Source organism: Moheibacter lacus (genome assembly GCF_014042165.1).
Lineage (GTDB): Bacteria > Bacteroidota > Bacteroidia > Flavobacteriales > Weeksellaceae > Moheibacter > Moheibacter lacus.
The window spans coordinates 471,919-495,301 of record NZ_JACDZE010000001.1; the positions used below are offsets into that span (position 1 = coordinate 471,919).

At 37.5% G+C, this 23,383-nt stretch carries 19 protein-coding genes; 13 read left to right on the forward strand and 6 right to left on the reverse strand.

Features of this window, described 5'->3' with window-relative positions:
• Positions 1 to 11: 11 nt before the first annotated feature.
• The 10 genes from HU137_RS02285 (at position 12) to HU137_RS02330 (ending at position 9,441) form a co-directional block, all read left to right on the forward strand.
• On the forward strand, positions 12 to 290 hold the full coding sequence (locus tag HU137_RS02285; protein ID WP_220457169.1) for a VOC family protein: 279 nt from the start codon (positions 12 to 14) through the stop codon (positions 288 to 290).
• Positions 291 to 368: 78 nt separating this feature from the next.
• Positions 369 to 1,202, forward strand: a complete 834-nt coding sequence (locus HU137_RS02290; RefSeq protein WP_182042188.1) for a 1,4-dihydroxy-2-naphthoyl-CoA synthase — start codon at positions 369 to 371, stop codon at positions 1,200 to 1,202.
• 7 nt (positions 1,203 to 1,209) lie between these two features.
• Complete coding sequence (locus HU137_RS02295; protein ID WP_182042189.1) at positions 1,210 to 1,743, forward strand: TPM domain-containing protein; 534 nt, start codon at positions 1,210 to 1,212, stop codon at positions 1,741 to 1,743.
• Between the two features lie 39 nt (positions 1,744 to 1,782).
• A complete protein-coding gene (locus tag HU137_RS02300; RefSeq protein WP_182042190.1) occupies positions 1,783 to 3,033 on the forward strand; it encodes an MFS transporter in 1,251 nt (416 codons plus the stop codon).
• Positions 3,034 to 3,114: 81 nt separating this feature from the next.
• Positions 3,115 to 3,354: a ribbon-helix-helix domain-containing protein gene (locus HU137_RS02305; RefSeq protein ID WP_182042191.1), complete on the forward strand. Its 240-nt coding sequence runs from the start codon at positions 3,115 to 3,117 to the stop codon at positions 3,352 to 3,354.
• Entirely contained in the window at positions 3,347 to 3,634 is a 288-nt protein-coding gene (locus tag HU137_RS02310; RefSeq protein WP_182042192.1) for a type II toxin-antitoxin system RelE/ParE family toxin, read from the forward strand. Before HU137_RS02305 ends, HU137_RS02310 begins: the two co-directional genes overlap by 8 nt.
• 45 nt (positions 3,635 to 3,679) lie before the next feature.
• On the forward strand, positions 3,680 to 4,573 hold the full coding sequence (gene menA, locus HU137_RS02315; RefSeq protein WP_182042193.1) for a 1,4-dihydroxy-2-naphthoate octaprenyltransferase: 894 nt from the start codon (positions 3,680 to 3,682) through the stop codon (positions 4,571 to 4,573).
• Positions 4,574 to 4,589: 16 nt separating this feature from the next.
• Positions 4,590 to 7,127, forward strand: a complete 2,538-nt coding sequence (locus HU137_RS02320; protein WP_182042194.1) for a T9SS type A sorting domain-containing protein — start codon at positions 4,590 to 4,592, stop codon at positions 7,125 to 7,127.
• Entirely contained in the window at positions 7,124 to 7,804 is a 681-nt protein-coding gene (locus HU137_RS02325; RefSeq protein WP_182042195.1) for a metal-dependent hydrolase, read from the forward strand. Before HU137_RS02320 ends, HU137_RS02325 begins: the two co-directional genes overlap by 4 nt.
• A 32-nt stretch (positions 7,805 to 7,836) precedes the next feature.
• A complete protein-coding gene (locus HU137_RS02330; RefSeq protein WP_182042196.1) occupies positions 7,837 to 9,441 on the forward strand; it encodes a peptide-N-glycosidase F-related protein in 1,605 nt (534 codons plus the stop codon).
• Between the two features lie 80 nt (positions 9,442 to 9,521).
• On the opposite strand, the gene HU137_RS02335 is transcribed toward HU137_RS02330, so the two are convergent.
• Positions 9,522 to 11,651 (reverse strand): M3 family metallopeptidase, encoded by a 2,130-nt coding sequence (locus tag HU137_RS02335; protein WP_182042197.1) that lies wholly within the window; start codon positions 11,649 to 11,651, stop codon positions 9,522 to 9,524.
• 224 nt (positions 11,652 to 11,875) lie between these two features.
• Complete coding sequence (locus tag HU137_RS02340) at positions 11,876 to 13,471, reverse strand: vWA domain-containing protein (RefSeq protein ID WP_182042198.1); 1,596 nt, start codon at positions 13,469 to 13,471, stop codon at positions 11,876 to 11,878.
• 397 nt (positions 13,472 to 13,868) lie between these two features.
• Between HU137_RS02340 and HU137_RS02345 the strand changes: the two genes are divergently transcribed.
• Positions 13,869 to 15,122: an ATP-binding protein gene (locus tag HU137_RS02345; protein WP_182042199.1), complete on the forward strand. Its 1,254-nt coding sequence runs from the start codon at positions 13,869 to 13,871 to the stop codon at positions 15,120 to 15,122.
• A 65-nt stretch (positions 15,123 to 15,187) separates the two neighbouring features.
• On the opposite strand, the gene metG is transcribed toward HU137_RS02345, so the two are convergent.
• From metG to HU137_RS02365, 4 genes are all read right to left on the reverse strand, one after another.
• On the reverse strand, positions 15,188 to 17,224 hold the full coding sequence (gene metG, locus HU137_RS02350; RefSeq protein WP_182042200.1) for a methionine--tRNA ligase: 2,037 nt from the start codon (positions 17,222 to 17,224) through the stop codon (positions 15,188 to 15,190).
• 81 nt (positions 17,225 to 17,305) lie between these two features.
• Positions 17,306 to 17,758 carry a GNAT family N-acetyltransferase gene (locus HU137_RS02355; RefSeq protein WP_182042201.1) on the reverse strand — a complete coding sequence of 151 codons (453 nt, stop codon included), beginning with the start codon at positions 17,756 to 17,758 and terminating at the stop codon, positions 17,306 to 17,308.
• 3 nt (positions 17,759 to 17,761) lie between these two features.
• Positions 17,762 to 19,372: an ArnT family glycosyltransferase gene (locus HU137_RS02360; RefSeq protein ID WP_182042202.1), complete on the reverse strand. Its 1,611-nt coding sequence runs from the start codon at positions 19,370 to 19,372 to the stop codon at positions 17,762 to 17,764.
• Positions 19,373 to 19,551: 179 nt separating this feature from the next.
• A complete protein-coding gene (locus tag HU137_RS02365; RefSeq protein ID WP_182042203.1) occupies positions 19,552 to 20,463 on the reverse strand; it encodes an AEC family transporter in 912 nt (303 codons plus the stop codon).
• A gap of 141 nt (positions 20,464 to 20,604) precedes the next feature.
• Here HU137_RS02365 and der point away from each other — a divergent pair, with 141 nt between their 5' ends.
• Both der and HU137_RS02375 read left to right on the forward strand, forming a co-directional pair.
• Entirely contained in the window at positions 20,605 to 21,912 is a 1,308-nt protein-coding gene (der, locus tag HU137_RS02370; RefSeq protein WP_182042204.1) for a ribosome biogenesis GTPase Der, read from the forward strand.
• 50 nt (positions 21,913 to 21,962) lie between these two features.
• Positions 21,963 to 23,354, forward strand: coding sequence for an FAD-binding oxidoreductase (locus HU137_RS02375; RefSeq protein ID WP_182042205.1), 1,392 nt, complete (start codon positions 21,963 to 21,965; stop codon positions 23,352 to 23,354).
• Positions 23,355 to 23,383 lie beyond the last annotated feature (29 nt).

Genomic DNA, 23,383 nt, shown 5'->3' on the forward strand with positions numbered 1-23,383 from the left:
AATGTTCCGGGATGAGTGAATTCCAACTTGCCGAGAACTGCAAGTTAGGTCTGATGCCCAATAAAGGAATTGCTCAATTTCTTTCCTACAAAAGATTTCATCCTGATTTGGGAAATGGCATTCCGAGACGTGAGCTTTATCTATATGTTGAAAATAGGGAGTTAGAATTTGAGAATGCCATAAAAATTTATGCACAATTCATTAGCCCGTTAGAAGAAAGAAATTGGGGCGATAAAGTTTGTTATTTTGCAGATTCTGACGGGATATTATTGCATTTGCAGAAAAATTAATGAATTAAATATCCGGATAGCTGCAACTTATATTTTGCTGAAATTCCAACAACCCTTAATTTTAGGCAAATTTTAGAAATGAGTAAAATCAATTGGGAAACAATAAAAGAATACGAAGACATTACCTTTAAATATTGCGACGGCGTAGCCAGAATCGCCTTTAACCGACCGGAAGTCCGAAATGCCTTTCGTCCAAAAACCGTTTTTGAATTGCTCGACGCATTCTCAATTGCGGAAGAAGACCGAAAAATCGGTGTGATTCTCTTAACCGGCGAAGGACCATCTCCTAAAGACGGCGGATGGGCGTTCTGTTCCGGTGGAGACCAACGCGTACGCGGAAAATTTGGTTACGAAGGTTCTGATAAAATCGGAAGATTGAACATCCTTGAAGTTCAGCGTTTGATCCGTTTCTCGACCAAAGTGGTAATTGCAGTCGTAAACGGTTGGGCAGTTGGAGGTGGGCATTCGCTCCATGTGGTTTGTGACATGACGATTGCATCCAAAGAACATGCGATTTTTAAACAAACCGATGCCGATGTGGCGAGTTTTGACGGCGGATTTGGGTCGGCTTATTTGGCAAGACAAGTCGGACAGAAACGCGCAAGAGAAATTTTCTTTTTGGGGTTGAATTATTCTGCCCAGGAAGCCTTTGATATGGGCATGGCAAATGCCGTTGTTCCACATGAAGAATTGGAAGAATTTTCTTTTAATTGGGCACAAGAAATTTTGACCAAATCACCAACCGCCATCAAAATGTTGAAATTTGCTTTCAATTTAATCGACGATGGACTCGTCGGCCAACAGGTTTTTGCAGGCGAAGCAACGCGACTCGCTTATGGAACTGATGAAGCCGAAGAAGGACGAAATGCATTTCTCGAAAAACGGAAACGGGATTTTGATCGGTTCAGGTAAACCTATTATGAAATTTATTTTTGCAATATTATTAGTTGGATTTACCTTTATACAATGTTCGAAAATTACTTCGAATGAAAATACGAAGAAAATTTATACCATTGAAAATGCTGAATCCTTACTTCCTAAACCAATTGGACTTGTAAACGATTTCACCTATACATTTACCCAAGGCCAACGAGCTGAATTGGAAAAATTTCTTAGAGATTATTCCAAACGAACCACCAACCAAATAGTGATTGTTACCGTTGATGAAATTCAACCCTATACCAACATCAATGATTATGCTACGGATTTGGGAAATTATTGGGGAGTTGGAACGGCCGAAAAGAACAATGGTTTGGTTATAGTCTTGAATATGAAAAGCAGAGAAATTCGAATTTCGAGCGGATATGGAGCAGGAAAAGTTCTTTCGGATGAATTCTTAAAGAAAATAATCGACGAAGAAATCATTCCTTATTTTAAACAAAATAATTTTTACGAAGGTTTGATGAAAGGATTAAATAAAATTATTGAACATTGGGATAAAACCTCACTTTAACGAATTAAATTCGCATCAAAATTAACATCCAAAACTCCAATGGAAGATAATCCTCAAATCCCATCGGTCTGGAAAAACAAAGAATTCGTATCCTTTATTTTTTTACGGTTTTCGTTGATTTTTGCTTTGTTCATCCAAAGCACTTCTGTTGCCTATGAAATTTTCAGGGTGACCAAAGAAGAAATTTATTTGGGATTAATCGGACTTTTTGAATTTGCGCCGATTTTATTGACCGCGATTTATGCTGGGCAATTGGTCGATAAATTGGACAAAAAGAAAGTGATCAAAAGGTCGATCATCACCTATATGTTTGCCTCGTTTATTTTATTGATCGTCAATTTCCCGAGTATCAGAGAACAAGTCGGCATTCCGCTTTATTTGAGTGTTTGTTATTTGGTTTTCTTCATTTTGGGATTGACGAGATCCTTTTCAGGTCCTGCCGTTTTTTCATTATTAGCATTGGTCGTCCGAAAAGAAAATTATGAAAAAGCGATTCCACTGAGTTCTTCGGCTTTTATGATCGGATCGGTTTTGGGTCCGTTAGCTGGCGGATTGTTAATTGCGGGATTTGGAGTAGAAGTTGCGCTGGGAACCGCTTTTGTATTCATGTGCGTTTCGATGCTGATGATTTTACGTATCACACCCAAACCGGCGATAAAAGAAGAAGCAGAATCGACAGAAACGCCATGGGAAAGGATGAAACAAGGATTGAAGTTCATCTGGGCGACGCCGATTATTTTAGCCGTTTTGAGTTTGGATATGTTTGCGGTTTTCTTTGGCGGTGCCGAATCTTTATTGCCCGCCGTGACGGAAAAAGTCCTGAATGCCGGTTCGGTAGAATTTGGATGGTTGCGTTCGGCGCATGGAATTGGATCCCTTTTGATGTTATTTGGACTTTCTTCACTCCCATTATTGAAAAGTAGAGTAGGGCCAAAACTCTTAGGAAGTGTGGCGATGTTTGGGGTTTGCATCATCGTGTTTGGATTGTCGCGAAATTTTTATTTGTCGTTTTTCATTTTGATGTTGGGTGGTGCTTTTGATGCCGTTTCCATGATCATCCGTCAAAGCATTTTACAATACAAAACACCTGAAAACCTGAAAGGCCGGGTTTCGTCTGTCAACAGTATTTTTGTGAGCAGTTCCAACGAATTGGGCGCATTTGAAAGTGGTGTGGCAGCGAGTTTGATGGGATTGGTTCCAGCGATTTTGTTTGGTGGAACGATGACGATCATTACCGTAATTGTGATAGCGATTTCTATAAAAGCAATTCGGAAAGTGAAACTAGAATAAAGAAGAATTAGAACAAAAATTCAAAAACCATACTTGTTATCGATACTTATTTGGTGTACATTTACACCAAATCATGAAAAAATGTCACGACAAAGTATTTCGTTTACAAAACCAAATGATGAATGGTTAAAAACACAAGTAGAAAATAAGGAATATTCGAGCAAAAGTGAATTGGTTAACGATTTGATCAGACAAGCGAGAAAACAGCAAATTGAGGTAGATTGGATACGAGCCAAATTGGAAAAAGCGGAAAAGAGCGGATTTTCGGAAGATTCAAAAGAAGATATTTTGGCGCAATCCAAACAATTACTAAATGGATAAATATCGATTAAGTAATGAAGCCAAGGAAGACTTAATTCGAATTCATCAATATGGAATGCAAAAGTTTGGAATGATGCAGGCTGATAAATATTATTATTCTTTATTTGCATGTTTTGAAATGATTGCCGAACGTCCTTTTTCCTTTGAGTCCGTCGATTTCATTAAACCAGGATATAGACGCTGTGTTTGTGGAGTTGACAGTATTTATTTCAAAATCAATCAAGATGTTGTGGAAATTATGGCAATTTTGGGTAGACAAGATGTACAGCATATCCTTTAAAGTTTTGAATTTCTCATTTAATTAATTAGAATTTACATTTCAAATATGAAAAAATGGATTGCGGCAGCAAGATTGCGCACTTTACCTTTGTCGATTAGCGGCATCATTTTGGGCTCATTGATCGCTTTGTCGGAAGGACATTGGAACTGGGCGATATTTGGTTTGGCTTTTTTGACGACTTTGTTTTTACAGGTATTGTCCAATTATGCCAACGATTACGGCGACGGAATCAAAGGAACAGACGCGGAAAGAATCGGCGAAAAACGAGCGGTAGCTTCCGGAGAAATTTCGGCGAAGCAAATGAAAAATGCCGTGATTTTATTTAGTGTCTTATCTGCTGTAACAGCTTTTCTACTAATTTACATTTCGTTTAAAGAGAATTTTCTCTGGGCGTTGTTGTTTATCTTTTTAACGTTTGCTTGTGTTTGGGCAGCGATCCGATATACCGTTGGAAAAAGCGCTTATGGATATGCCGGAATGGGCGATATTTTTGTGTTTGCTTTTTTTGGGATCATTTCGGTCTGGGGAAGTTATACTTTGTATCAGCACGAAACCTTTCATCCTTCCATTTTTCTTCCGGCGGCAGCGATTGGACTATTAAGCACAGCCGTTTTGAATCTAAATAATTTACGCGACATCGAGACCGATAGAAAAGCCGGAAAACTGACATTACCGCTCAGAATGGGTTTTCAAAACGGAAAAATTTATCAATCTACTCTAATTCTTCTTCCCTTTATTTTAAGTGTAATTTATTTGTTCCAAATCGGGAAAACAGAGTGGTTTCGATTTTCATTTTTGATTCTTTTGATTCCTGCATCTCTATTTCTAAAAACCCTTTTTCAAACAAACGAACCAAGACTTTTGGACAAAGAATTAAAAAAAGTAGCTTTGATGACGTTGGCATTTTCTTTACTTTTGGGCTCAGTTTTAACTTACTAATCAATTTATTAAAATCATGAAAAAAAATTTATCCTTTTTTTTATTGCTATTATTTAATTCTTCCCTTTTTTCACAAATTGATTTTGGAGACAGAGTGAATATTTATGACTCCAGTTTTACACTACCTGAAGATCGTTATGTAATTCTAATTGATGTTGACAATGACGGAGATAACGATGCGGTTTGTTTTTCTGAATGGCATACTACAAGAATTTATTGGTATGAAAATGTAAATGGTGATTTTAATTACAATCAAAGAAAACATATCGCAGAATTAGAATATTTACAAGACATCAGTGTGGGAGATATAGATGGAGATGGATTTAACGATATTCTAACCACACACTATTTTGAAAAGGAAATAATTTGGTTTAGAAATATAGATGGTAATACATTTTCAGAAGAAATTGAGATAGCAACATTACCTGAAGATTTTCCTCGTTTTCGAATGTTGCATTTAGCTGATATAGATGGAGATGGATTAAATGATATTTTGGCAGGTGCTCACGATGGAAATGGACTTTATAAAATGATAAATTTGGGTGATGGGAATTTTTCCGACCCTATTCATGTCTCTGATTTTTGGTTATATGTGAATGAAATTAAGACGATTGATATTGACAATGATGGCGATTTAGATGTTTTTGTAGGATATTATTCTGAGGGTTTGTCGGTTTTAATTAACGATGGAACTGGTCAATTATCAGATTCAATGAGTTTTAGTAGCTATGTTAATAATGGTAGAGGATTTTCATTTTCAGATTATAACAACGATGGACTAAAGGATGTTATTGTTGCTGATGGTGATGATAAAATTGTCCTTTTTAGAACCACCATTGATGAAGATACTAATGAATTATCATTTGAAAGAATCGATTTATTAACTGGAATTAACCAACCAGGTCATGTCCAAATAACAGACATTGATAATGATGACGATCCTGATATTTTCTACAGTACATACGGTATAGGAGCTGTTTTTGGTTGGGTTGAAAATTTAGGTGGTACGTTTGGGGATTTTAATTTAATTAGAGATAATTTTTATGGTGCTACTTGTTTATTGGCGGATGATTTTAACAATGACAACAAATCGGATTTTATATTATCCTTTTACAGTCATAGTAATATGGATCTAAGAACACCGGAAAGAATTTCCGTTTTTTATCCGGTGGAAAATAATCAGTTTGAAGAAGAATATCTTGATTATTTCTTTATGGGTTTGTCTAAAATTGTAATCGAAGATTTTAATAATGATACTACAAAAGATTTAGGAGTGTTTGGTGGTTATGGTATGGCTTGGTTTGAAAATAAAGGAGATGGGAATTTAAGTTCTTATAGAATATTGGAAGAAACTGTGGCAGAAATGGGAAACTCAAATATATGGGAATATTTATCAGAAGATTTTAATAACGATGGTTTAAATGATATAATAGCAACTTATTCAGGCAGAGCTATTGCAAAAATATTTAAAAATGAAGGAAGTAACAATTATTCTTTAGTAAATATATATGAATCAACTTTACAGCATAAAATTGAATCCCCAATTCTATTGGACATAGATGGGGATGGTTTTAAAGATTTTTTGTATTTGTATATTGAAAATTCAAACCATCGTCCTCATATTTATTGGATTCGAAATTTAAATGGACAAGGGTTTGAAAGTTTTGAAAATGCAACTGAAATCAATTTGGATTACCAAAATTTTGCTTATCATAAATTCAAAACTGCTGATATAAACAATGATGGATTAATTGATTTGGTAGCTGGTTCTGATCTAAGCTGGAGAATTGATTGGTTTGAAAACACTGGAAATGGTGTTTTCACCAGACGGAATCTAACAACCGTATCGCACCTATTAGATGATTATATAATTAAAGATATTGATAATGATGGTGATTTAGATATAATAACATTTGATCAATATTATTATAACGATCCTTCCCCTATAAAATATTATAAAAATAATGGGAGTGGTACATTTTCAATGACGAATATAGATACAAATCAAAATGCTGAATCTCTTTATTTAGAAGATGTAAATAATGATAATCTACCCGATTTAATTGGCTGTTCAAATGATTCCCAAAATCAAAATGATTCAAGACAAGTTTTTGTCTATATCAACCAAGGGTCTAATTTTGGAAGTAAATTGGTAATAGAGGCTAATGTTGAAGAAATATATCTTGATTGTTCAGTTGGAGCATTAGATATAAACAATGACAATAAGAATGATATATTTATTGTAGATGAATCGGATATAGTTGGCTATTATATAAATAACTCCATCCTTGAGATTGAGGAAATTAATTCAAATGAAAATTCATTTACTGTATTTCCAAACCCATTTTCCGAAACCATCAATTGGTCTGACAACAGAAATTCACAAAATAACTCAATCTATTTGATTCAAATAAAGGATTTAACAGGTAAAAGTATTTACCAAAATACTCTAAAAAGCAATTATTTGGATTTGAAATTTTTATCAAAAGGGGTTTATTTACTTACAATCCAATCAAATGGAAATTCCTCCACTTACAAAATTATAAAAAAATGAAAATCACCTTTTTAGGTCATGCCAGTTTGGGAATCGAAACCCGTGGAAAACACATCATCGTTGATCCTTTTATTTCAGGAAACGAATTGGCTAAGCACATTGATATCAACAGTTTACAAGCCGATTATATTTTGCTCACCCATGCGCATCAAGACCATATTCTGGATGTGGAAACCATCGCTGAGCGAACCGGTGCAACCATCATTTGCAATGCGGAAATGTCCTACTATTATGGAAACAAAGGATTTAAGGTTATAGGAATGAATACCGGCGGAAAATTTGAAACGGATTTCATGCGCATCAAATCGACCATTGCTTTTCATTCGAGTTCATTCCCGGACGGTACTTATGGCGGAAATCCAAATGGATATGTGATCGAAGCTGATGGAAAACGGATTTACATCGCGGGAGACACTTCTTTGACATACGAAATGAAGTTGATTCCGGAAACCATTGGTCAATTGGATTTGGCCGTTTTTCCGATTGGAGATCATTTTACGATGGGATTTGAGGACGCTTGTTTCGCTTCCGATTTTGTACAGTGCAACAAAGTTTTGGGATATCATTTTGACACCTTTCCACCGATAAAAATCGATCACCAAGTGGCCCAAGATTTCTTTTCCGGAAAAGGAAAAAATTTGATTTTGTTGAACATCGGGGAGTCGATTGAGATTTAAATTGAACTAATTAATACACAAATAATTAAAACATGAAAAACATTTTATTTTCGATCGTCGGACTTTTGGGGATTTCTGCATTTTCCCAAACTTCGTATACGATTTATGATCAAATCGTTTTTTACGACGGATATGCCGCAACAGTTGACGAACCGGTTCCGGACGGAGTCGTCCGTATCAATAATGCGCGATACACGACCAAATTATCAGACGAAATGGTCAATAACCTATCCGCAGGTTCACTATCACTGGATGTCACCATCGGCGCGCTTTGTGACAATTATGATCGGTTGGGCGAAATCTTTTTGGCAATGGTTCCACAGGGAGCAACCGAATACGATTCAGATGCCGTTGAACGTATCGAAATCGCGCGTATCATCACGCCGTTTATGAATAAGAATATCAATCCTACGGAAGTTCCTTATCATTTTAAGCTGGACAATGTTGCCGAAATTTTTAACGACGCAACTTTAAATGCAGAATTTGATTTTTGGTTAGAATTTGAAGTTTTTGGTGTCCCCTACGCTGCACAAACACAGGTTGCAGGTTGCGCAGGAAGAATCGATGTGTTTGAAGGAACTTTGGTTTTTAACGTAGACGAACCTACAGAAACCTACACAAATCCTCATTTTCTTTTACCGCTTTCGGATTATGAAATTCTAAATAATTACAATGCAACGGATGTTCCGGGCGAAACCACCAAAATCATCAATTTCACACTGGATGCTCCACAAGAAAATGTCGTTTTGTATCTGATCAGTTCCAATCACGGTGCCAATGCGGGAGGAGAAGAATACGAACGAAGAAAACATTATTTGTATTTGGATGACGAATTGATCCATCAATATGTTCCGGGTGGAAAATCTTGCGAGCCTTGGCGACAATTCAACACCCAAGGAAATGGAATCTACGGAACCGTTCCCAAAACCACACGTCAATGGTTGGAATTTAACAACTGGTGTCCCGGTGATAAAATCCCAAACAGAGAAGTCGTTTTGGGCAATTTAGCAGCTGGAAACCACACCCTTAAACTGGATGTTCCCGATGCTGTTTTTGTAGGCGGAGAAGGCTATTTCCCGATTTCCATGTATTTGCAAAATCGTAAAAGCGGTCAAATCATCTGTAAAGATCCGACGGACTTTGTGATCACTGAACAAATTGGCAATACCATCACAACCAATTGGACAGAAAATGGCGATGCTGCAGAATGGGAAATCATGTATGGAAGAAGAGGCGTTCCATCACAAGAATTATTCCTGAGCGATACCGATGGTGAAACCGGTTACCAATTGACCGATTTGACTGAAAACTGGTATTATTCACTTTATGTGAGATCGGTTTGTAGTGATGATCTTTCCAGCGGTTGGGTAGGACCAATTGACTCTGATAGAATTCTAGCTACATCCGATGCTGATTTGGCAAAAATTCAATTTTACCCCAATCCGGTTCAAGATGTTTTGCAAATTCAATCTGAAAAAGAAATTGAAACCGTTACCATCCTCAACATGGAAGGAAAAAAATTAAAAACAGAAACAGATACTACGATCAATTTCTCAGTTTATCCGGCAGGAAATTATTTGGTAATCGTCAAATTGAAAAATGGCGAAACCATCACCAAAAAAATCATGAAACGCTAATTCAAATTGACCATAAAATCAAAAAACCTCGAACTGAATAATTCGAGGTTTTTATTTTGATTCAATTTGAATTTTTCAAGTCAATTAAATCCTTTGCTCTCCAAAATGGCATCCACTTTAGGATCTGTTCCACGAAAAGATTTATAGGCTTCTTTATATTCCAAAGTATTTCCTTTTGAAAGAATCATTTCGCGATAACGTTGACCATTTTCACGATTGAGTCCACCTTTTTCATCAAACCATTTTCCGGTATCCAGCGCCAACATTTCTGTCCACAAATAGGCATAATAACTTCCGGCATATCCGCCACCAAACACATGGTTAAAATACGTAGCACGGTACCTCGGCGGTACATTTTCCATCCATAAATTATCTTCTGTCAAAGATGATTTCTCAAATTCATTTACATCAAATTCCTTATCCAAAACGCTCAAGGTATGGTAATTAAAATCCAAAACGGCTGCACCTAAAGTTTCACCATAAGCAAATCCTTGGTTAAATTGAGCAGCTTTTTTCAATTTGTCAATTAAAGATTGCGGAATCACTTCTCCCGTTTTATGGTGAATGGCATAGTTTTTCAAAACTTCAGGATGCAAAGTCCAGTGTTCGTTCGCTTGAGACGGATATTCCACAAAATCTCTGGCAACCGAAGTTCCGGAAAGCGATGGATAATTTTGGTCAGCAAAAAACCCATGCAAAGCATGCCCAAATTCGTGGAACAAAGTTTCTACCTCATCGTAGGTCAAAAGCGCCGGTTCTCCTGAAGCAGGTTTGGTGTAATTGCAAACATTGTAAATCACCGGTTTTTTATTCAAAAGATGGGATTGGGTCACAAAATTGCTCATCCAGGCTCCTCCTCTTTTGCTTTCTCTTTTGAAGAAATCTCCATAAAACAAGCCCAATAAAGTTCCGTCTTCTTCAAAAAGTTCGTAGACCATCACATCCGGATGATAAGTCGGAATATCAGTTCTCTGTTTAAATGTGATCCCAAATAATTTCGTTGCCGAATAAAAAACGCCTTTTTCCAATACATTTTTCAATTCGAAATAAGGTTTCAATTGTCCTTCATCCAAATCGTATTTTTCTTTGCGAACTTGTTCCGCATAATACGTCCAATCCCAAGGTTTTAACTCAAAATCTCCTCCATCTGATTTGATTTTTTCTTGCAAAACCTTTGCTTCCTCACCTGCCGCTTTTACCGTTCCAGGAACCAATTGTGCAAAGAAACTGTCTACCGTTTCGGTCGTTTTCACCATCGTATCTTGTAAATTCCAAGCTGCATAAGATGGAAAACCGAGCAAATTGGCTTTCTCAATTCTCAATTTCACAATCTCAGCGATGATGTCCAGAGTTGAATATTCACCACCATCGGTTCTGCTCCAAGCTTTTTGGAACAAATTTTCACGGACTTTCCGGTCTTTGATGATAGATGTAAACGGTTGTTGTGTCGTATTTTGAATCGGAATTTTCCATTCCATTTTTCCTTCCACTTTGATAGAATTGATTTCACTTTGGGTCAATCCATTTAATTTGGCAGTGTCTCGGATGATAAAAGCCAAATTATTTGTGGCTTCCAATAAAGTTTGTCCAAATTGGTTTTCAAGTGAAGCCAACTTTCCATTGATTCCTTTCAGACTCTCCTTTTCATCATCATTCAAATTGGCTCCGGCTTTTACAAATTCCTGGTATTTCACTTCAACCAATTTCAAATCTTCTCCTTTCAATGCCAATTTTTCACGATCTTCATAAATCGTTTTGATACGCTGAAACAATTTGGTGTTCAATAAAATATTGTCAGTGTGCGCCGCAAATTTGGGAGCCATTTCAGCATCTAACTTTTTCAGTGTTTCATTTGTATTTGCTCCGGTTAAGGCATAAAAAACATTGGAAACACGGTCGATCAATTCATGCGCTTTCTCCATTTCAACAAAAGTGTTTTCAAAAGTCGGCGCTTCGGGATTATTGGCAATTTTTTCAATTGCCTCCGATTCTACCTGAAAAGCATATTCCAAAGCAGGTTGGAAATGTTCATCCTTTATTTTAGTGAAATCAGGCGCAAAATAAGGCAAGGAACTCTCCTGTACTAAAGGGTTTTCTTTCATTTGTTCTGCTGTAAATTTGGTAACATCTGTTGCGTCTGATTTTTTATCGTTGCAACTTAAAAACAGGCAAGCCATCAAACTTACCATCGCGATTTTTTTTATTTTCATTGTTTATTTTTTGTTTTTCAATTGCCACATGCAACCTTAGATGATTAAAATAATCATTACACTCTGTGTTTAAAGATTATTTTAATCATTTCGGTTTCATACTCAATTTTTGACGAATCCCAAATGTAGGAAATTCAGCGTTAGGAATCCTTCTAATTTAGCCAAATAAAAACGGCTGAATCACTCCAGCCGTTTCCAAACACTAAATAGGACAATGAAAAAATTTATAAATCCTCTGCTTTTCGTACCAAACTCAAAAATTCGGAACGATAACCTTCTTCATCACTTCCTACTCCGTTTTTCGCCCAATTCTTTACATCTTCATAATTGTAATTCGTGGCAAATTTGGAATCGCGTAACAACAACCCAAATCCGGCAACCGCACCGACAAATTGTTGATCTTGACTCGCCGAATTCCAATTTTTCAAATCCGAAGTTTTTACAATTTGTGTAATCAATTTACTTGTTTCCGATTCGATTGGTTTGTACCGTAATTTTAACGTCACCAAATCAGAAGAATTTCCTCCTGTCGATTGGGTTTGGTATTTCAATGGATCAACACTTCCGGCATTGGTTTTTCCTCCTTTTGGAACGATTTCATAAATCGCCGTTACGTTGTGTCCCGCACCCAATTCGCCTGCGTCTTTGGTGTCATCATTAAAATCTTCATCGTTTAACAAACGGTTCTCATAGCCGATTAATCGATATTCTTCCACGGTATTTGGATTGAATTCCACTTGAATTTTTACGTCTTTTGCGATCGTAAATAAATTGGCGGTCAATTCTTTTTTGAATACTTTTTGGGCTTCGCCCCAATTGTAGATGTAAAAATAATTTCCGTTTCCTTTGTTGGAGATGGCTTCCATCGTTTGGTCGTTGTAATTTCCCATTCCAAATCCGCAAATGGTTAAGAAAACTTTGGATTTTGCTTCTTTTTGAATCAAATCCATCAATCCGCTTTCCGACGTATTTCCCACGTTAAAATCACCATCTGTCGCCAAAATCACACGGTTATTTCCGTTTTCGATGAAATTTTCACGGGCAATTTGATAAGCTTTCTCGATTCCACCTGCGCCATTTGTCGAACCACCAGAAACCAAATTATCCAAAGCTTCTTCTATTTTTTCTAAATTTTTTACCGATGTACTTTCCAGCGCCACACCTGCATCTCCGGCATAGGTTACGATGGCCACCTTGCTTTTTGGGTCTAAATTTTGCGCCATCAACTTAAAGGAACGCACCAACAAAGGCAATTTATTTGGATCGCTCATCGAACCCGAAACATCGACCAAAAACACCAAATTGGAGGGTTGTAAATGATCATAATCCAATTTTTTTCCCTGAATTCCTATGCGCAATAATTGGTTTTCGTTATTCCAAGGCGCTTCTGTCAATTCCGTCGTTACGGAAAAGGGCGTTTCTCCGGTTGGATTTGGGTAATCATACGAGAAATAATTGATCATTTCTTCTATGCGTACCGCTCCTTTTTCCGGTTTCTGACCCATTTCTATAAATCGACGAACGTTGGCATACGAGGCATTGTCCACATCGATAGAAAAAGTCGAAAGCGGATTTTGTTTGGCATTTTTAAATTCGTTTTCCACGATTTCCGCATAGCGTTCCGTGTTATGTTGCACAGCTGCGGGTTCGCCTTCGGGAGCCGGAGCGATTTCATAATTGGCTTCATCGGCCGACTCAACCGAATACTCTTCCATTTTGTAATTTGGATTTTGATTTCCACAGGAATTCAATCCAAAAAGGATCGCGGTAGAAAAGACTACAACTCCTAAACTTCTTTTGATTAAATGGTTTCGTTTCATCTGTTTCGTTTTTAATAATTGATGCAACGAAGTAAAAAAGCGTTGGGCGGAAGTCAAGAAAAAACACTTGTAAAGTTTTTGTTTAGTGGGTTTTTCAATTTTGTAAATGAAGATGCAATTTACAAATGCCTATTTTCCAATTAATTAAAAAAATATTCAAGGTTAATAATCCTATTGAATATCAACTTTGGAGATTTATGCATTGATGAAAAATCTACGGTAATGTTTTGAAACTTTATGAACTAAATTTAATCTTAGGATTAAAAAAACTGCCTTCAAATTTTATTATTTGTAAAACAATATATCATAATATTGTAAAATATTTTATTATAAATATGTAAAGTATAAGCACACTAATATGTAAAATAAAATGTATATTTGAGAAAATAAATGGTTTATGGGATACATCAGCCGCATATCGGATAAGGAATTACAACGAAAATTAGAATCATCTGGAGCATTGCTTATCAGAGGGACAAAAGCATGTGGCAAAACCGAATCGGCAAAGCAATTTTCAAAAAGCATTTTACAGGTAGACAGAGATGAACAGGTAGTGGCACTGATGGACACATCTCCCAAAAGATTATTGTTGGGAGATACGCCTCGTTTGATTGACGAATGGCAGGAGCAACCCAAAATATGGAATTACATACGGCATGAAGTGGATGAAAGAAAAAAAACAGGTCAGTTTATCCTGACGGGCTCTGTAAATCCAAAGGAAGAAGTAAAACTGCATTCCGGTGCCGGCAGATTTACGGTGATGGACATGCGTACGATGTCATGGCAGGAATTGGATTTCTCTTCAGGTAAAATCAGTTTGGCTACCCTTTTTGAAGGCAAAGGAATTGATATTTATGATGAGCCAGTTGATTTAGAATTTATTATTGAGAAAATTGTAACGGGCGGTTTTCCTACCAACCTTAACAAGACGAGCGGGCAAGCTGCCGACTTGAACCGGGCTTATGTAGAATTGCTTACGGAAGTAGATATGAGTCGAATTTCCGATGTGAAACGCGATCCCGTAAAAGTTAGAAACCTGTTACGATCTCTTGCCCGAAATACTTCAACTTTGGTAGACATCACAACGATGGAAAAGGATATCAAACAAACAGAAAACACGGACATTTCACGCCCGACCCTCTATGATTACCTCGATGCGCTCAACCGATTGATGATTACAGAAGACCAACCCGCATGGAACACACATATCCGTTCGTCTTCTGCATTGCGAAAATCTCCCAAACGCCATTTTACTGATGTTTCTCTTGCTGTAGCAACGTTGGGTACCACTACGGAATCACTCCTAAACGACTTGAATTTTACTGGATTTTTATTTGAATCATTGGTTATACACGAACTCAGGGTGTATGCACAAGCCAACGATGCCAAAGTGTATCATTACAGAGACTCAAGCAATCTGGAAGTTGATGCAATTGTGCAGAAATACAACGGTGATTGGTGCGCATTTGAAATAAAACTCGGCTCAGGGCAAATAGAAGAAGCTGCGAGAAATCTCAATAAATTGGTTGCTATATTGGACAACAAAAAAGTAAATCCACCGAAATCACGAAATATCATTACTGGAACCGGCATCAGCTATACCCGGCAGGACGGAATTAACGTTATTTCCCTTGGTTCACTGGGAGCATGAGTAGCTGAATCTAAAAACTTTTCCATAGTTCGGAACTTAGGAAATGCTTTATTCTAAAAATTAAGTTACCCGATATTCACACCATTCAGTGTTTCTTTTTCCGGAACGAGAAACGTCAATTTCCCATCTTCTTTATCGGTCAGCAAAAGCATCCCCTGACTTTCGATCCCACGTATTTTCCTCGGCGCCAAATTCACCAAAACAGTTACCTGTTTTCCCACGATTTCTTCCGGTGTGAAACTTTCCGCAATTCCCGAAACGATCGTCCGAACATCAATTCCGGTATCTACTTTTAGTTTCAATAATTTATCGGCTTTTTCCACTTTTTCCGCTTCCAATATGGTTCCCACACGCATATCGATTTTCATAAAATCATCAAATTGAATCGTTTCTCTTTGTGGTTCTGCGTTTGGATTTGTCATTTGATTTTGGGATTTGCTGTTTGCTAATTTTTGGATTTGAAAGTCGATGGTTTCGTCTTCTATTTTACTGAATATCAACTCAGAAGGATTCAATTGATGGCCGATTGGAATGATTTCTTCTATTTGTTCCAATTCGTTCCAATTCATCGGCGAAATGTTCAACATTTTGAATAATTTCTCTGCGGTAAACGGTAAAAAAGGTTCGCCTAACTGCGCCAACATTCCGGCGATTTGTACCGAAGCATACATAATTCCTTTTACTTCTTCGGGTTTGTCTTGTTTTTTCCAAGGTTCTTGGGATTGCAAAAATTGATTCCCCAAACGCGCCAAATTCATGTATTCCATCAGCGCATTTCGGTATTCGAATTTTTCTAAATATTGCCCAATTTTCTTTGCAAAGTCTTTTAATTGCTTTAATTCTTCAAATTCAACCTTTTTTTCAGGCACAATACCATCATAATATTTATGCGTCAAAACCATCACACGGTTGATGAAATTCCCCAGAATTCCCACTAATTCCGAATTGTTTTTGGTTTGAAAATCTTTCCAGGTAAAATTATTGTCTTTGTTTTCCGGTAAATTCGCCGTCAACACATACCGTAAAACGTCTTCTTGACCTGGAAATTCGTCCAAATATTCGTGTCCCCAAACCGCCCAATTCCGTGAAGTGGAAATCTTATCATCCTCCAAATTCATAAATTCGTTGGCCGGAACATTTTCCGGTAAAATGTAATCACCGTGCGCTTTTAACATCGATGGAAAAATGATACAATGAAAAACAATGTTGTCTTTCCCTATGAAATGAATCAGTTTCGTGTTGGGATTTTGCCAATAATCTTTCCAATCTTTTCCATTGGCTTCCGCCCATTCGATGGTCGAAGTGATGTACCCAATCGGCGCATCAAACCAAACATAGAGTACTTTCCCTTCAGCATCTGGCAACGGAACTTTCACACCCCAATTCAAATCACGCGTCATCGCTCTTGGTTTTAATCCATCGTCCACCCAAGATTTAACTTGCCCGTAAACATTTGATTTCCAGTCGTTTTTATGTCCTTCAAGAATCCATTCTTTTAGAAAATCTTCGTATTCGTTTAGCGGCAAATACCAGTTTTTTGTATCTTTTAAAATCGGAGAATTTCCACTCAACGATGATTTTGGATGGATCAATTCAGTCGGACTTAAGGTAGAACCGCAATTCTCACATTGGTCGCCATACGCATTTGGATTTCCACATTTCGGGCATTCGCCAACGATATAGCGATCCGCCAAAAATTCTTTGGCTTCTTCGTCGTAGAATTGCTCCGAAACCTCTTCGATAAATTTCCCATTGTTGTACAAATTCAAAAAGAAATCGGAAGAAACTTCGTGGTGTTTGGGATTGGAAGTTCGCGAATAATGATCAAATGAAACGCCAAATCTTTGCATCGTTTCCTTGATTTGTTCGTGGTATTTGTCCACGATGGCTTGTGGAGTCGTGTTCTCTTTTCTCGCACGAATCGTAATCGGAATTCCGTGTTCGTCCGAACCGCCTATAAACGCTACATCCATTCCTTTTCGGCGCAAATAACGCGCATAAATATCGGCCGGAATGTAAACGCCTGCCAAATGTCCGATGTGGATCGGGCCATTGGCATAAGGAAGTGCTGCAGTAAGGGTATAGCGATTTGGATTGCTCATCAGAATTCAATTTTGGATTGCAAAGATAATGCTTAGAAGTTAGAAATTAGAACGTAAAATGTTTGATTCCTGTAGATCAAATTAAAACTCAATACTTATATTCAGCCATTCGCCGTCAAATTTGGCATTGTATTTTTTGTAGAATTCGATTGCGGGTTCGTTCCAATCCAAAACCTGCCACATCATTCCCGAGAAACCGTTTTCTTTTCCGAATTCAATTGTTTTATCCAAAAGCATTTTCCCTAAACCTTTTCCACGAGCAGATTCCGTTACGATTAAATCTTCCAAGTACAAACGTCTTCCTTTCCAAGTTGAATAACGAATATAGAACAAAGACATTCCCACGATTTTCTCGTCCAACTCTGTCACAAAGGCTTCCCAAACCGGATTTTTTCCAAATCCGCAATCGATGAATTCTTCCATAGAAACAGTAACTTCATCGGGTGCTTTTTCATAAACCGCCAACTCCCTGATGAGTTCCATCAATTGCCCGCAATCTTCCTTTAATGCTTTCCGAATTCTAAAATTTTCCATCTCTTATTTTCTAACTTTAAACATCAACATCCTTTTTCGGTCTACATGGTTTTTGGCTCCCGATTTTTCTTCGTTATCATCAAACTTCTGATAAAATTGCGCCGAATAACCCCTTTTTTTTAATTGTTTTTGGATTTCTTCCACCGACTCGTTGTCCTGCGAAATCAGAAAAAATTCAGCTTCTTTTGGAAAGGTTTCGGGTTTATCAGGATAAATTTCCGGTATTTTTTCACCGTATTTGAACCAAATTTCAGGCGAATATGCATCATACCCGTATAATTTCAATCCGGACTTTTCGATTCTTTCTTTTGCCGTCAAAATTGAATTGTAATTTTCATTGCTATAAAAAATTTGATCGATCACCGGAATTCCCAAAAGCATTGCAGATGCGACAAAAAACACCGTTCCCAGAAACGCATTTTTTAAATTGAAGGATTGAAAAATTGATTTCAATAAATAAATTCCAATTAAAATTCCGGCAACAGAAAAAGCGATCGAATAAACGCCAATTTCTACTTTTAAAATCAAGAATAAAATCACCGGAACCAAAAACGAAACGACACCGATTAATCCAAATGAAAATTTCACCAAAATCTTTTCCCATTTTTTCCAATCCTGGTTTTGCATCAAATAATGAAGATAAAATCCGGTCGTGGCCGCCAAAGGAATCATCAAGGGAAACAAATACCTTTCTTTTTTAGATGGAATCAAACTCAACAACACCAAACATATCACCGTCCACCAAAAGAAAAAAGCATAGGATTTCGGGAATTCAACTTTCTTTTTTACATAAGGAAATGCCAAAGCCACCACCGCAAAAATCGCCCAAACACCCATCTGAATCGGGAAACTTAAATAACGCGCCGGCGATCGCACATTTCGGTTCGTGCGGGCCGTGGACTCTACTTCCAAAGTTTGGAGCAGAGTTTCTTGGTCAAAAAGATAAATATAGCCGTACCAGGAAAATCCTATGAAAACGGTCAAAATCCCCATCCAAATCCAACCCATCCATTTGATTTTTGGAAATCCGTATGCAATCCAATATGCGAGGAAAAATGGTGCTCCGATGACGTAAAATCCTGTTGGTCCTTTGCATAAAATGGACAATCCGAGGAAAATTCCGGCCAATGAAAAATGCAGAAAATTTTTCTGTTCTGATTTAAAAGTTTGATAGAAATAATAAATCCCGATGAAGGTAAAACTATAACAAAAAACGTCCCAAGTCGCTCGTTTTCCGACAAATAAAACGAGATAAGTCGTCACCAAAACCAATCCGGCGGTCAAAGCCAACTTTCTATTTTCCGTTTCCTTTTTTAAGAATTCATAGAAAACTAAAATCAAAACCACACAAGAAAGTGCCGCCGGAAAACGCAATGCCCAGATGGAATTCGTCCCAAAAATTTCGGCCATTCCAGCGCTAAACCAAGTCGGAAGCGGTGGTTTTTGGTAGCGGGGTTCACCATTCATCGTCGTAAAAAGCCAGTTTCCATCATCCACCATTTCGCGTGCAGTTACGAAATTTCTTGCTTCCATAATGTCCACAAAAAGATAATTCAAATGCAAAAGAAACAATGCCAAACTAAGGAACAGCAGAAGTTGATAGGAAATGCGCATAGAAAAATTTAGATTCAAATATAAGGATTCATAAACTTGAAATTATTGTAATTTTAGAAAATGAATGAAACAGTTGAAAAAACGATTTTCAATACAGTTGATGGATTTCAATGGATATTATTTGGAATGCTCCTGGTTTGTTTGCTTTACATTTTGATCCGAAAGAAAAAATAATTCGCCTAAATCAACTGTAATACCCAATACCAAATCGCCAAAGTCAGAAATGAAATCGGAATCCCAATTCCAACCATCATCGCACTCAATTTGGGTTTCAATCCATAAGAAATTGCCACAATCGAAGCCGTGATCATCGGTGCCATGGCCGCTTCCATTACCGAAACTTCAAAAGCCAAACCGGATTGATCAAATCCGAATTTATACAGACTGAAAATCATCAACGGCCAAAGTATGAGTTGATAACCCAACCCTAAAATCAAAAATTTCCAATGTTTGCTACGTTTGTCAACTTTTAATTGATAACCAACGGAAACCAATGCCAGTGGCGTGACCGTTAAAGACAATTTCTCAAAAACCACATCAATAGTTTCTGGAAATTGGAATTGAAATAAAGTAAATAAAATTCCGATGCAAAAAGCGATAAATGGTGGGAAACGGAGAATGCGATTGGAAATTTGACCTAAATTGGTTTTCCCTCTCGAATAAGTCGCTGCAGTTAATATACCGACTGTAGAAAGGACCATAAAAGTTCCCGGCAAATCAACTAAAACCAAGGTTTTTAGTCCTTCTTGTCCATAAAGTGCTTCGATGACCGGAATTCCAACGAATGAAGTATTGCCCAGTCCGCCTGTTAAAATCAAACAACCGATTAAACTTTTGGACCACTTAAATATTTTTCCTAAGCTGATAAAAAGTAAGGCTGAAAAAAGAAAACCAAGCCAAGCAACCCCAATTGGAAAAAGAAGTTGGGTGGATATTTCGATTTTCGGCAGATAAAAAAGCGCCATTGCCGGAAGTGAAATGTAAATCACAAATTGATTCAAAACCAAAGGCGTTTCTTTTGGGAAAACTTTTATTGATCTGAATAAAATCCCCAAAAACAAACACAGAAAAAGTAAGATGATGCTGGACACACTGCAAAATTATGGCATCGAATCGAGAAATTTTATGATATCCAATAGTTTTTCTTCATCCTATCATTGCTTATCGTACCTTTGCAAAAAATTTGGGCTCAGAGAGATACCCATTAATAAATCCTTTATTAAACAATTTTTATGGCAAACATCGTTGCAATCGTCGGCCGACCAAACGTCGGGAAATCCACACTTTTTAATCGTTTAGTTCAAAAACGCCAAGCCATTGTCGATGACGTTTCAGGTGTAACACGTGACCGTCATTACGGAAAAACCGACTGGAATGGAAGCGATTTCACCGTTATCGATACCGGCGGATACATCGTTGGCTCTGAAGATACCTTTGAAACCGAAATCCGCAAACAAGTCGAATTGGCCATCGACGAATCCAACGTGATTCTTTTTATGGTCGACAACCAAGTCGGCCTCACCGATATGGACAAAGAAGTTGCACAATTGCTCCGAAAAAGCCAAAAGCCGGTTTTATTGGTTGTGAACAAAGTGGATTCCAACAAAAATTTGGATGATACTTACGAATTCTACAACCTTGGTTTTGAGGAATTCTACACCGTTTCTTCCATGACAGGAAGCGGAACCGGAGAATTGCTCGACGAAGTCGTCAAACATTTTGACGATACGGAATTTGAAGATCCATTTGAAGGTTTGCCAAGAGTTGCGATCGTAGGTCGCCCAAATGCCGGAAAATCGACTTTAACAAACGCACTTCTCGGTGAAGAACGAAACATCGTTACCGATATCGCCGGAACGACACGGGATTCCATCGAAACGCTTTACAATAAATTTGGACACGAATTCGTGTTGATCGATACCGCCGGAATGCGGAAAAAAGGAAAAGTAAGCGAGGATTTGGAGTTTTATTCGGTGATGCGTGCCGTTCGTGCCGTAGAAGAATGCGATGTTTGTGTGCTGATGGTGGATGCGACGCGCGGAATCGAAGCACAAGATTTAAACATTTTATTTCTCGCGGAGCGAAATCGAAAAGGTGTGATGATTCTCGTTAACAAATGGGATTTGGTAGAAAAAGAAACCAATACCATAAAAGAATACGAAGCCGAAATCAAAAAGAAAATCGCTCCTTTTACAGATGTTCCGATTCTTTTTATTTCTGCGCTGACCAAACAACGCGTCCATAAAACGGTAGAAACGATCATGCAAGTGACAGAAAACCGAAGCCGAAGAATCAAAACCAGTAAATTGAACGAGTTGATGTTGCCCATCATCGAAATCACGCCACCACCGGCAATCAAAGGAAAATACATCAAAATCAAATACGTCACCCAATTGCCGACCAAAACCCCGCAATTTGCGTTTTTTGCCAATCTGCCACAATACGTAAAAGAACCCTATAAACGATTTATTGAGAATCAATTGCGCAAGAATTTTGATTTTACGGGTGTGCCGATAGATATATATTTCAGACAAAAGTAATTGAATTTCTACGCAATGCGAATAGCGCTTTTCGCCATTCGAAATTAAAAATGGAATACAAAGTTTTAACCGATCAAGACATTCAGTTTTTCCAAAATTTAATTGGAAAAGAAAATGTATTGCTTTTAGATTTGGAGAAATATTCGGCTGATGCAACTGAAAATCTAGAATTCTATCCAGATGTTGTATTGAAACCCAATTCTGTTGAAGAAATTTCCAAAATCGTAGCATTTTGCAATGAAAATCTTTTGCCCATCACGCCTCGTGGAGCGGGAACCGGATTGGCTGGAGGCGCATTGCCGATCAAAGGCGGTGTGGTTTTATCGGTTGAGAATTTGAATCAAATCATCCAAATCGACGAGAAAAATTTTCAAGTAATAGTTGAAGCCGGCGTGATCAATTATGTTCTTCAAGAAGCGCTTTCCGAGAAAAATTTATTTTTCCCACCAGATCCAAGCAGTTGGCAAAGTTCGTTGATCGGTGGAAATATTTCAACCAATGCCGGTGGCCCAAAAGCGGTAAAATATGGCGTAACTTCCAACTATGTTTTGAATTTGGAAGTGGTTTTGCCTAACGGCGAAATCATTTGGACGGGCGCAAACACACTAAAAAACAGCACAGGACTAAATCTGACGCAACTCTTTGTTGGAAGTGAAGGAACGCTCGGCATTATCACAAAAGCCGTTCTGAAAGTCATTCCAAAACCTGAAAAAGACATTTCGATTTTGGTGCCGTTTTATGATTTGGAAGAAGCTTGTGAAGCCGTTTCAGCGATTTTTCATGCCGGTGTAAACCCTTCTGCATTGGAATTTTTGGAACAACGCGCGATCGATGCGGCAACCGAATTTTTATTTGCCGACGCTAATTCTTCGTTTGAAAAAAATTCTGAAATCCAAGCGCATTTGTTGATTGCTCTGGACGAAAAAATCGAAATTGACCTTCAAAAATTAGTTGAAGTGGTTTCAAAATTTCACATCGGAGAAATTCTTTTTGCCGAAAATGAAACCGAAAAAGCAAGAATTTGGCTCATCAGAAGACGTGTCGCCGAAATTGTTAAAATCAACGGTTATACGATTGAAGAAGACACGGTTGTGCCAAGAGCGAATTTGGGGAAATTGGTTAAAAAAATTCATCAAATGGCCGATGAAAATGATTTTAAAGTTGTTTGTTACGGACATGCAGGCGATGGAAATTTGCACATCAGAATCAATCATCCGGAATTTAAAAATTCTTACAATGTTCCTGAAATTCAATTGATTCTAGCTCAATTATTTCAAATCGTAAAAAATTTAGGTGGGACGATTTCCGGCGAACATGGCATCGGACTGATTCAAAAACCATTTTTACCGATTGTATTTTCAAAAGCCAATTTGGAACTGCAAAAAACCATTAAAAAAACCATCGATCCGAGAAATATTATGAATCCGGGAAAGATTTATTAATTCCGACCTATCAACCCAAGATTTTTCTT